The sequence below is a fragment of the Paenibacillus sp. SORGH_AS_0306 genome, assembly GCF_030819345.1.
Taxonomy (GTDB): Bacteria; Bacillota; Bacilli; order Paenibacillales; family Paenibacillaceae; genus Saccharibacillus; species Saccharibacillus kyungheensis.
The window spans coordinates 4,381,198-4,393,009 of sequence record NZ_JAUTBP010000001.1 but is presented as its reverse complement, the minus strand read 5'-3'; the positions used below and the strand labels follow the sequence as shown (position 1 = coordinate 4,393,009).

Annotated in this window: 10 protein-coding genes and 2 pseudogenes; 9 read left to right on the top strand and 3 right to left on the bottom strand. The window is 38.8% G+C overall.

What is annotated here, in order from left to right:
• Nucleotides 1-15 precede the first annotated feature (15 nt).
• Together QE450_RS19420 and QE450_RS19415 are read left to right on the top strand one after the other, a co-directional pair.
• Nucleotides 16-159, top strand: coding sequence for a hypothetical protein (locus QE450_RS19420; RefSeq protein ID WP_274171443.1), 144 nt, complete (start codon nucleotides 16-18; stop codon nucleotides 157-159).
• A complete protein-coding gene (locus QE450_RS19415; protein WP_273614153.1) occupies nucleotides 152-1,447 on the top strand; it encodes a glycosyltransferase family 2 protein in 1,296 nt (431 codons plus the stop codon). Before QE450_RS19420 ends, QE450_RS19415 begins: the two co-directional genes overlap by 8 nt.
• A 99-nt stretch (nucleotides 1,448-1,546) precedes the next feature.
• Here the strand turns inward: QE450_RS19415 and QE450_RS19410 are convergent, their stop codons facing one another.
• The gene (locus tag QE450_RS19410) at nucleotides 1,547-3,040 is read right to left on the bottom strand and encodes a peptide MFS transporter (protein WP_274171444.1); all 1,494 of its coding nucleotides are present in this window, start codon (nucleotides 3,038-3,040) and stop codon (nucleotides 1,547-1,549) included.
• A 264-nt stretch (nucleotides 3,041-3,304) separates the two neighbouring features.
• Between QE450_RS19410 and QE450_RS19405 the strand changes: the two genes are divergently transcribed.
• The 3 genes from QE450_RS19405 to QE450_RS19395 all read left to right on the top strand — a co-directional run bounded on the left by QE450_RS19405 (nucleotide 3,305) and on the right by QE450_RS19395 (nucleotide 5,287).
• Nucleotides 3,305-3,982 (top strand): TIGR00266 family protein, encoded by a 678-nt coding sequence (locus QE450_RS19405; protein WP_273614149.1) that lies wholly within the window; start codon nucleotides 3,305-3,307, stop codon nucleotides 3,980-3,982.
• Between the two features lie 239 nt (nucleotides 3,983-4,221).
• Complete coding sequence (gene greA / locus QE450_RS19400) at nucleotides 4,222-4,707, top strand: transcription elongation factor GreA (RefSeq protein ID WP_273614148.1); 486 nt, start codon at nucleotides 4,222-4,224, stop codon at nucleotides 4,705-4,707.
• Between the two features lie 73 nt (nucleotides 4,708-4,780).
• Nucleotides 4,781-5,287 carry a GNAT family N-acetyltransferase gene (locus QE450_RS19395; RefSeq protein ID WP_307301448.1) on the top strand — a complete coding sequence of 169 codons (507 nt, stop codon included), beginning with the start codon at nucleotides 4,781-4,783 and terminating at the stop codon, nucleotides 5,285-5,287.
• Nucleotides 5,288-5,358: 71 nt separating this feature from the next.
• On the opposite strand, the gene QE450_RS19390 is transcribed toward QE450_RS19395, so the two are convergent.
• Nucleotides 5,359-6,261 carry a PhzF family phenazine biosynthesis protein gene (locus tag QE450_RS19390; protein ID WP_307301445.1) on the bottom strand — a complete coding sequence of 301 codons (903 nt, stop codon included), beginning with the start codon at nucleotides 6,259-6,261 and terminating at the stop codon, nucleotides 5,359-5,361.
• Between the two features lie 191 nt (nucleotides 6,262-6,452).
• Between QE450_RS19390 and QE450_RS19385 the strand changes: the two genes are divergently transcribed.
• Nucleotides 6,453-7,031 (top strand): hypothetical protein, encoded by a 579-nt coding sequence (locus QE450_RS19385; protein WP_307301443.1) that lies wholly within the window; start codon nucleotides 6,453-6,455, stop codon nucleotides 7,029-7,031.
• A gap of 190 nt (nucleotides 7,032-7,221) precedes the next feature.
• Nucleotides 7,222-8,668: pseudogene (locus QE450_RS19380) on the top strand (DEAD/DEAH box helicase).
• 93 nt (nucleotides 8,669-8,761) lie between these two features.
• On the opposite strand, the pseudogene QE450_RS19375 reads toward QE450_RS19380, so the two are convergent.
• Nucleotides 8,762-9,136, bottom strand: a pseudogene (locus QE450_RS19375) (Rpn family recombination-promoting nuclease/putative transposase); the annotation flags it as partial.
• A 305-nt stretch (nucleotides 9,137-9,441) separates the two neighbouring features.
• Between QE450_RS19375 and QE450_RS19370 the strand changes: the two are divergent.
• Together QE450_RS19370 and QE450_RS19365 are read left to right on the top strand one after the other, a co-directional pair.
• The gene (locus QE450_RS19370) at nucleotides 9,442-10,548 is read left to right on the top strand and encodes a metallophosphoesterase (RefSeq protein WP_307301441.1); all 1,107 of its coding nucleotides are present in this window, start codon (nucleotides 9,442-9,444) and stop codon (nucleotides 10,546-10,548) included.
• A gap of 263 nt (nucleotides 10,549-10,811) precedes the next feature.
• Complete coding sequence (locus QE450_RS19365) at nucleotides 10,812-11,783, top strand: pectate lyase family protein (protein ID WP_307301439.1); 972 nt, start codon at nucleotides 10,812-10,814, stop codon at nucleotides 11,781-11,783.
• Nucleotides 11,784-11,812: the final 29 nt, after the last annotated feature.

The following is an 11,812-nucleotide window of genomic DNA, read 5'->3' as shown; positions in this document are numbered from 1 at the left end:
AGGAGGTTGATAGAGATGGAATATACGAGCTGGTTTATCCCGCTTTGTATTGTGATTAGTAGCTTATTCAGTATCGCTATTATTGTACTTACCATTATGACATTGGTTTTCCGTGCAAATGTAAATAAAAAGTATGACCGGGGGAAAAATCATGTCTGATGCTATTTTGCTCATCTCGATTATGAGTATATGGATTGCTGTATTCGAATCGATCGTCATTATGTGGGGTGCGATTCGGTTTATGTTCAAGCAGAATAAAATTCCGATGGTGATTCCTGAAAATATGGATCATTTCCCGAATGTAACAGTGATTGTACCTGCACATAATGAAGAGATCGTCATTATGTCTACCGTCGAGCATATTTTGAAGCTGAATTATCCTCAGGACAAAGTACAGATTATTATCGTAGCTGATAATTGTAGTGACAATACGGCTGCTCGTTTGCGAGCTTTGAAAGAACAACCTGCTTATGCTGATCGTGACTTTACTATTATGGAGCGTACGGGTAGTGGTGGTAAATCCGGTGCGTTAAATGATGCGATGGTGATCTCCAAAGGCGAATGGTTATGCGTGTATGATGCAGATGCCGCGCCCGAGAAAAATGCACTTCTTTTTCTAACCCAAAAAGCAATGGAACAACCTGAGAAATACGGCGCTGTATTCGGTCGCAACAAAGCACGTAATCGCAGCCAGAACTTCTTATCCGGTTGTATCAATCTGGAACTTGTCACGATTCAGCGTGTGCATCATACAGGTATGTGGGAGTTATTCGGATTGGGTACGATTCCGGGCACGAACTTTATTGTGCGCAAAGACTTAATGGAAGAGATCGGTGGATGGGACCCGCAAGCCATAACAGAAGATACCGCGATTTCATTTGAAATTTTGACACGTGGTAAGCTGATCGCATTAGCTCCTCAAGCTGAAGCGTACCAACAAGAACCGGAACTGCTCAGTGTGTATATGAAGCAACGGGAACGCTGGTCTAAAGGCAATTATAGTGTAGTGATGGACAATATTCATCATTTATTTGATAAAACAAGCTGGCGTATCAAGCTACATGTTATGTATTATGCAGCTAGTTATTTCTGGTTTATGATCGCTATTATTGTTTCGGATATTATTTTTCTAGCCAATATTGTGTATCAGATTATAGAGCTATTTAATCCTGCGGTTGTTTCTCCTGTTCAATTTGTTGGAGACGTATATGTGTATCTGGTTATTGGTTGGGCGCTTATGTATTACATCTATGTATTGCAGATTAATATGGCACTGGCAACAGATATCGGACAAAGTAATACACGTAACTTTATTTTATCGTGCGTTTCTTACTTTACGTATTCGCAATTGTTCCTGATTATCTCGGTTAAAGCATTCTTCTCGATTACGTATGATCGGATAACAGGTAGAGAAAGCAAATGGTACAAAACCAAGCGCTTTGGCTAAAAGTTGCTTGATCTGTCTTGATTCGTATAGTGAAATCAAAAAAGCCAGCCTCTGTAAAAAGAGGCTGGCTTTTTTTCTAGTTGAATGTAGGTATCTAGCTTATAGTACACCCTTCATAAAGCTTTGAATTTTGGGACCCATCACGAACAGGATCACACCAAGTGCGATAGACACACCGCCAATCACTCCGAAATAGATCATTTCGGTATCAGGGCTATAAAATTGAACGATAATCGCATTAATCGCTTGAGCAGCAGCATTAGATAAAAACCATAGACTCATCGTTTGCGCAGAGAAAGCCGCAGGAGCGAGCTTGGTTGTTGCAGACAGCCCAACAGGAGAAAGGAATAACTCTCCAACTACAATAATAAAATAGCTCAGTACAAGCCATAGCGGGCTTACAAGCGAATTCTCACCACCGAAGTAAGAAGGAATAAGAATAACAAGGAACGACAACCCGGCAAACAGCAATCCTAAAGAGAATTTGCGCGGAATGATCGGTTGACGATTTCCAAGTTTGAGCCAGATCGCTGCAAACACAGGAGATAGCGCAATAATAAATAGCGGATTAAGTGATTGGAACCATGCAGGAGCAATATGAATACCCATAAAGTCCAATTGAGTACGTTTATCTGCATAAGTTGCCAGTACGGTTGACGTTTGTTCTTGAATAGACCAGAACATTACAGCCGCTATAAATAAAGGAATATAAGCAAGCAGACGTGAACGTTCGACATCTGTTGTTTTTTTACTACGATACATCGTAACGAAGTAACAGATAGGAATCAAAATTCCTAGTATAGCCACTACAGTGACAAATGATTTTAACGTTAACCAACCCATCATAATTGCCAGTACAACGATAATCGCAATAATCACCGCACTGATTGCAAAAATTTTGATCGTTTTTTTCTTCTCATCAGCAGATAGTGGATTACCTACTACAGTACCTGCTAGACCTAGATTTTTCTTTTTCGTTAATACAAATACAACCAGCCCTAAAAACATCCCGATCGCTGCTGTAGCAAAACCCCAGTGGAAACCATAACTAGTCTGCAATCCACCGACGATCAAAGGAGAGATAAATCCACCTAGATTGATACTCATATAGAAAATACTAAAACCAGAATCACGGCGATTGTCTTTTTCCCCATACAATTCACCAACTACATTAGAAACGTTCGGTTTGAGTAGTCCTGTACCGAGTACAATCAAGCCCATCGATACGAATAATAGCGGTACGCTGTTTGGAATAGCGAGCACAATATGCCCGATCATAATCAAGACGCCGCCATAGAATATCGCTTGGGATGAGCCAAACACGCGGTCAGCTAACCATCCTCCAATAATACCGGACATATAGACAAGTGATCCGTAAATCGACATAATCGCAAGCGCTGTCGCTTCATCGAATCCAAGCCCACCTTTAGATACTTCATAGTACATGTAGAATACAAGAATCGCTCTCATTCCATAATAAGAGAACCGCTCCCAGAATTCAGTGAAAAACAAAGTGAACAATCCTTTGGGATGACCGAAGAATCCTTTTTGCGGTACGCTGTCTACTACTTGTTGCTTATTCACTTCTGACACAAATGAACCTCCTGATCTAACTATCTTTTATTTGAATAGATTCATTACAGAATTACACGCCTAAATACTTACATATCAACATATAGGGCTATCGAAAATATTTACACGTCACTTCAGCAATCGAACCATCAGAATACAACATATTTTGCATATCATCAATGAGAAATTACAAAGACAATTAAACGTAGTGCATATATACAATGCCAAAGGTGAAGTGTCATAATATAAATAAGCTTAATATATTGAAAGGATAGGTGAACAAAGATGAAATATGACATTTTGTATGAAGGCGCGTTTGCCATGTTGAAGGTACATATAGAACAAGGAGAAGCGATCAAAGCTGAATCTGGCGCTATGGTCTCGATGTCTCCCAATGTAGAAATTAAAGGAACGATGGACGGCGGACTGATGGGTGGTCTGGGTCGTATGTTATCAGGAGAAAAATTCTTTTTTCAAGAGTTGCGTTCTACACGTGGCCCTGCGGAAGTGTTGTTAGCACCTTCCAGTATTGGCGATGTGACTGCTGTAGAATTAGATGGATCGTATAGTTTGTATGTTCAGAAAGATGGTTTTTTAGCAGGTACAGAAGGTATTGAAGTGGGTACACAAATGCAAAATCTGAAAAAAGGATTATTTTCAGGTGAAGGTTTCTTTATTATCGAAATTCGGGGTAAAGGAACTGTATTCTTGTCTTCTTATGGTTCGATTCATGCGATCAATCTAGCTCATGGTGAAGAAGTGATCGTCGACAATGCCCATCTTGTAGCATGGCCGGGATATATGAATTACCAGATTGAAAAAGCATCCAAAGGCTGGTTATCCAGTGTAACCAGTGGAGAGGGCATTGTGTGTCGCTTCCGGGGCGAAGGGGTTGTTCTAATTCAGTCTCGTAATCCGGCTGGATTCGGTAATTGGATCAGACAGTTTATTCCGAGCAAGTAAAAGATATTCACCAAAAGCTAAATTCATTTCTCGAGCGTTGAGATAGAATTTAGCTTTTTTGGTACATTGTCTTTATCAAGAGCAATACAATAAGGATGAAAGTTGATGTTTAACCAATGTATGCGTTTTATTTGTATACAACTTAGATATCTTATAAATTTAATCACTTTATTTTACAATTAAAGTAACGAAAGTGTGCCAATATAGCGTATACTGTTAAATGAGGGAGTTGAGCGCATATGGCTAAGGAACACGAAGAAATTATTTTGACCCGTGAAGGTATCAAAAAGCTGGAAGATGAGCTTGAAGAACTGAAAGGGCCACGCCGTAAAGAGTTATCGCAACGTTTGAAGCTTGCTATCAGTTACGGAGATTTGAAAGAGAATAGTGAATACCATTCAGCGAAGGACGATCAAGCTTTTATGGAGACACGCGTTCTTATTCTAGAAAAAATGCTACGTAATGCACAAGTGGTCAATGCAGATAACCTGGATCTTTCCAAAGTCAGTATTGGTTCTACTATACTCCTACATGATTTGGAGTTCGGTGAAGATATCGAATACCAGATTGTCGGACCTGCTGAAGCAGACGTTATTAACAACAAATTATCGTATGAAAGCCCACTAGGTAAAGCGTTGATCGGACAAAAAGTTGGTAACACGATTACTTTTGAAGCGCCTATGGGAACATTCAAGTATAAGCTGTTGGAAATTAGAATCGTATAATTGTAGTTCAAAAGGCAAAGCCAAAGATTTTCTAAAGGCTTTGTTTTTTTATATAAGTATAGGAGGTTGTAAGATGGATATTAGGCTTTTGACTTCTGAAGATGCAGTACCTTATCGTGAACTTAGGTTAAGGTCATTACAAGAAAATCCCGAAGCTTTTTTAGTTACATATGATAGTGAAGTCTCCAAACCGATAGAAGATGTACAACATAAGCTTCAATATTCTAATAATCGATTCACATTAGGTGCTTTTGATCAGGATGAGCTTGTAGGAATGGTAACTTTTATAAGAGAAAGTAATGCCAAAACGATACATAAAGGCAATATCTATGCGATGTACGTTTCGCCAGAAGCTAGAGGTCAAAAGCTAGGTAAAGCTTTGATCACAGAGTTAGTCCAAAGAGCACGTTTATTTGACGGGCTAGAGCAGATACATTTAACCGTTATATCTAATAATAGTGCAGCCAAGCAACTATATCAGAGTCTAGGATTTATCGTATATGGATTCGAACGCAATGCACTAAAATATGAAGGTCAGTATTGGGATGAGGAATTTATGGTGTTAGATTTGACCCGTTGATCTACAAGGCATTTATTCAAAAAGCAAAGTCTTAGCAATAGCTAAAGACTTTGCTTTTTTACTATCTATCATTAGATATCTAATGTGCCTCGAATCGTAATCGTTGCAGTACCTGCTACTTTGATAATTGGATGATCTCCATTTGGGATCGCTTGTACGTATAGAAATCCAGGACGACCGATAGCACGCCCTTGCGCAATTTTGAGCTGTGTTATCTGATCTTGTGGAATCATATGATTGAGATATAAATATCCGGTCAAAGCACCGTTGGCTGCGCCTGTTACAGGATCTTCAGCGATCCCGATAGCGGGTGCAAAATCACGAGTGTACAAATCATAATCGTCCTCAGCATCCGGAGTAAACGTAAATAAATGAGTTGTGGCAATCTGGTGTTCTTTATTGTGCTTACTTAGTGCTGTAAGGTCAGGTGTTGCTTGGTCTATGGCTTGTTGGCTATGTACAGGAATCAATAAATGCCAGTTACCGGTGTGGGATAATTGGATTGGATAAGCAGGATCTATCGCATCGACAGGAATGCCTACCATTTCGCTAATTGCTTGTAAGTCTACAGGTAACGCTTTGATTTGCGGAGTGATCTGAGTCATTTCAACCCGTTGTACACGACCTTCTTCTTGATGCCAGACGACTGGAATAGCACCTGCTCCGGTTCCTAGAACGACTCCATCTTGTTGCTGAGATAATCCAAGTTCTGTAGCTAGTAACCAGGTTAATCCGATAGTGGCATGTCCGCAAAAAGGAATTTCGTCAGTCGGTGTAAAATATCTGACTTTATAATCGATACCTGCTTGATCTGAAGGAAGTAAAAAGATAGATTCAGATAAATTAAGTTCTTTTGCAATCTGTTGCATTTCTTCTCCAGTTAGTTGTTCTGCATCCAATACGACCCCTGCGGTATTCCCTGTAAACGGTTGATCTGTAAAAGCGTCGACATGATAAACTCTAATGTTTCGCACAGAAATCCACTCCTTTTTATGTATGATAGATATATCGAATTATCTCGATATATCTATCATACATATTTTTTTGCTATTTGTAAAATCGTTTGTTATATAGATGCTTTAGATTTTATTTTTCTTTTACAGTGAAATGGGTAAGGAGGTGTAGGTTACCTCTAATTTACTTACTGGAAGGGGATGTGCTTACTATGGATCAACCACCAAGTCGTATACATTTGGGTAAAGCGATACGGCAAGTTGCTCGAACAATTATTCGTTGGCCTCAAATAGAATCACTACATATCTGTAATACATCTTCTGTATTATTTTCTAAAAGGGAATTGGGTGCAGTATATGCAGAGCTGTACTGGTTCCGTCTGACTGCATTGCAAGTAGCAGTTTTACTACATATCCAGCAAAGACAATACAATCTGAATATGTATGAAGCAAGATATATGATGACGACAGCGATCGAATTAGCTTTTCAGGATGCAGATTTATCTAGAACAGATACGACCAAGATACGCAGTAAATTATCCGAAGAGATGGATTATTATTTTAACCGATTAGACTTGTCTAATTCTTCAGATCGTATATCTACTGTTCCAGACCTGTTACGCTCTTTTGCAGACAGAACATTAATACTATGTATATCCATCCAACTAGAGCATCATCAGGATGAACGTGAACAGGTATTGGTGGAAGAAGCGACTGTGATCTGGGATAAAGTCACACATGAACTAGAAGAACTTTTACGAAATATAAAAATTATTGAATTTGAGCAGTAAGCTACGTCTTTTTTGCTATTTTCTCAGATGTTACCTGCCAATATAGCGTATACTGAATAGAGTGAGTAAAAATGTATACGATCAGGCAAGCGATCTATTTGTGCTATTGTTGAAGCGATTTTATGTTCATTATTCAGCATGCTTAGTGAAATGAAAAAGCATGTTAATTTATAAAAAGAAGAGGTATTTCATGAGTCAGTCTAATTTTCAAGAGTATGGATTAAGTGAAGATATTTTAAAAGCATTACAGCAACTGGGCTACACCCAGCCTACAGAAGTACAACAAAAAGTGGTTCCTGTTGCGTTGGAACGTCAAGATCTAGTCGTGAAATCGCAGACAGGTAGCGGTAAAACGGCTGCGTTCGGTATTCCGTTGTGCGAGTTAGTAGACTGGAATGAGAACAAACCACAAGCGTTGGTCCTCACCCCGACACGTGAGCTGGCGTGCACAGGTAAAAGAAGACATTACTAATATCGGACGCTTTAAGCGCATCAAAGCAACCGCAGTCTATGGAAAACAACCTTATGCCAAGCAGACACTGGAATTGAAGCAAAAAAGTCATGTTGTGGTTGGTACACCTGGACGTGTATTGGATCATATTCAGCGGGGTACACTGGCTTTGGACAAAATAGAATTTCTGATTATCGATGAAGCCGATGAAATGTTAAATATGGGCTTTATAGAACAGGTTGAAAATATTATCAAAGCATTGCCGAAAGACCGAACTACATTGCTATTCTCGGCAACGTTGCCACAAGATATCGAACGTCTTTGCCACCGTCATATGCGCCAGCCGGAGCATATTGAGATTCAAGCGACAGGGCTTACGACTGCAACGATAGAGCATGCATTATACGAAGTGAAAGATGCAGATAAGTTTAATCTGTTGCAAGATATTACGGTTGTTGAGAATCCAGATAGCTGTATTATTTTCTGCCGTACTCAAGATAATGTAAACATGGTGAGTGAACGATTAACAGCGAACGATTATACTTGTGCGAAGATTCATGGCGGGATGTTGCAAGAAGATCGTTTTGCTGTAATGGAAGATTTCAAACGAGGACAATTCCGTTATTTAGTAGCAACCGACGTGGCTGCTCGCGGAATCGATATCGACAATATTACACATGTGATCAACTATGATCTACCGCTGGAAAAAGAAAGCTATGTGCACCGTACAGGACGAACAGGGCGTGCAGGTAAAAGCGGTCTAGCGATCACATTTGTCACTCCATTTGAAGATAAATTTTTGCGTGAAATTCAAGACTATATCGGATTTGCGATTCCGCACAAAGAAGCACCTGAAGCGACAGAGGTGGATCGTGCGCGTGAAGCATTTGAGGGTAAAATGGGAATTCGTGCAGAACGCAAACCTGCCAAAAGTGAGCAATTGAACAAAGAAATCATGAAGTTGTATTTTAATGGTGGCAAAAAGAAAAAATTACGTGCAGTCGATTTTGTAGGCACGATTGCTCGGATCGAAGGCGTAACGGCTGAAGATATTGGGATCATTACGATTCAGGATAATGTGACTTATGTAGAGATTCTGAATGGCAAAGGCCCTCATGTACTGAAAGTGATGAAGGATACTACTGTCAAAGGTAAATTGTTGAAAGTGCACAAAGCACTGAAATAAAGTTAAAAAGAGCCTATCGCGATGATAGGCTTTTACTTATATTACGAATCTAAAGCTAAATTATAGAGAACAATACAGTTTTGAATTGTAGACTCAAGATAGAGAGCGAATATCTTCTTGAGATAAACCTGTTGCTTTGGCAATAACCTCAATATCTAATCCTAAGGAAAGCATATTGCGAGCCATTTCTAACAGTGCTTGATGTTTTCCTTTTTCTATACCTTGTTCGATTCCTTTTTGAAAACTAGCTTCTACGCCACGACGTTCGCCTTCTGCCATTGCAGAGTCAACAAGTGAAGCTTCATCATGCAGCAATTTCTGGCGGGCTTCATACCGCATACGTGCTTCGCGATCCTGACTTAAAAATTCAAGAGTAGTCATCGCTTTTTTTAATTCAGGTTTATTCATAGATAGCACCTCCCAATATGATGGATCAGTACCTTTAAGAAATAATAACCAATTCACTAATGGACTGTCTCAGCAATACATCTTTGTTCTTTTTACTACCAAAAATGTGTTTGAATAAAAAATCATTTTTGGGATCGAGTAATTCAGACACAGATCATAACCTCTTATAGCTAAGTGGGTAGTAAAATCAAATCTATTTAGTTATGTATTTACGTTTAATACATCTTAATTACGTATTTTTTGCGTAAGAATAGTTTTATACTATTTTTATCATTTGGTACATGATTGTATATCGTATATACTTATATAGAGATAGTTACAAGCAAAAAGTAATCATTATACAACAGAGATAGGAGTCAATTTATTTGTTAATAGGAATCATTATTTTTATTGTTTATAATTTGATCTTGCTGTATATGGGATGGAATGGTTGGGTATGGTTTGGACAGATTTTGCCAGATCATCATTTTGTGAGATACATCTTTGTTGCGGTGTTGGTTGTTTTAGCCTATTCATTCTTTTTGAACTTCTGGGTACGTGAAAGTATAACAATTAAAATCATTAGTGCTGTCTGGTTTATGGTGTTATATATTTTAGTCTTATGGTTACCGATCATGAATCTAGGTGTACTTATTACTCGTTTTACCTCTTTATCTCAACATTTAGTAATTGTATGGGCGGGATGGACTACACTGTTTGTATTTGTAATTGTAGCGTGTGTAGGCATGTTCAATGCGTACAGTCCGGTGGTACGTAATTATGATATTACGATTGATAAGCCAGTTACAGGCAAGCAGGATATGAAAGTGATTATGGTATCAGACACCCATTTCGGTGTATTGTCCAATGAATCGCATGCTAGACGAATGGTGAAAATGATCAACGAATTAAAGCCTGATCTGGTGCTATTTCCAGGTGATGTGATCGATGATAATTTACCGTACTTTGTGAAAACAAATATTCCGCAGATTTTGAAAGGGATTGAAGCCCCTGTATACACGTCTCTTGGGAACCATGATCGTTTTGAAAAAGGGATTAATCTGATTCAGGTGTTAGATGATAGTGATCTGAATATCCTTTATGATGAATCGACAGTTCTGGATAATGGGATTACACTGGTTGGTCGTCAAGATTACAGTGATCGTCCACGTGCAGAATTAGCGAAATTATTAGAATCGGTCGATCATTCGAAGCCGATTATTGTGATGGATCACCAACCGTATGAATTAGATGCTGAGCAGAAATTAGGAACCGATCTTGTTGTCTCCGGTCACACGCATCGTGGACAGGTGGCTCCAGCGTATTTGATCACGAAGCGTATCTATGAGAATGATTGGGGCTATTTGCAAAAAGGGCAACTGCATTCGATCGTATCGTCAGGTTATGGATTCTGGGGAACACCGATGCGCATAGGAACACGTTCAGAGATCGTCGAAATTAATATTTCATTTCAACCACAAAGTGAATCGTAATATAATATTAGTAATCAATAGTGATATTTCAATTTAATTCTATATCAAAGGGAAGAAGATACTCTGTTGGGATAAGAGGATCTTCTTCTTTTTTTGTTCGTTTTCTTACTACTTTTAAAATGTAAACGTTAACATTAAAGGAATATTGATACATTTATATTTCATTATTATCATATTCTTTATTTTTATATGGTAATTATTTACAAATAAACTTATGCTGATGCCAGGTTGTTATCTCACATTTGAAAGGTGGAAAATAGTTAATGAAAGTATTGAACAAGAAATCGATCATGGCACTTTGTCTGGGCGTTGTCACTTCTTTAGCTTTAATAGCACCTGCTTCAGCAGCACCTGACTTTGCGATAAAAGGATATGCGACAGTCAGCGGATCGACAACAGGTGGGGCAGGAGGAACAACCGTTACAGTAAGTGATCTAGCTTCGTTAAAAAATTACGGTACTGCATCAGGTAAATATATTATCAAAGTCAACGGTACGATTAATCTAAGCGGACAAGTCGATATCACGTCTAATAAAACAGTAGTAGGTGTAGGCAAAAGCTCAGGCTTAACCGGTGGCGGATTACGTGTTAAAAACTCCAGTAATGTCATTATCCAAAATTTAAATATTTCCAAAGCAACCGGAACCGATGCCATCACAGTACAAGCTTCTAATCATGTATGGGTAGATCATAATGATCTATCGAGTGACCTGTCTCATGACAAAGATTATTATGATGGATTACTGGATATTTCTCACGGATCAGACTACGTTACTGCTTCCTGGAACAAATTCCATGATCATTTCAAAACATCGCTTGTAGGGCATAGTGATAACAATGCTAGCGAAGATACAGGTAAGTTCCATGTGACGTATCATCATAATTCATTTGTAAATACCAATTCTCGCTTACCTTCTTTACGCTTTGGAACAGGGCATATCTACAACAACTATTATGAAAATGCAGAAACAGGCGTCAATTCACGTATCGGAGCTCAGGTTCTTGTAGAAGGGAATTACTTTAACAATGTTAAAACTCCGATTATGACGACCAAAACAAAAGGAATCGATGGATATGTGGTAGAGCGTAACAATGTGTATGTAAGCAGTGGAAATAATACGATTGGACAAGTTGGAAGCTTAACCAGTGTACCTTACACCTACAATCTGGACAGTGGAAGTACATTACAATCAACGATTGCTCAATATGGTGGAACAGGTGTAGTCACTCCATAATCGTACTATCTATGGGCTGAAATGAAAGA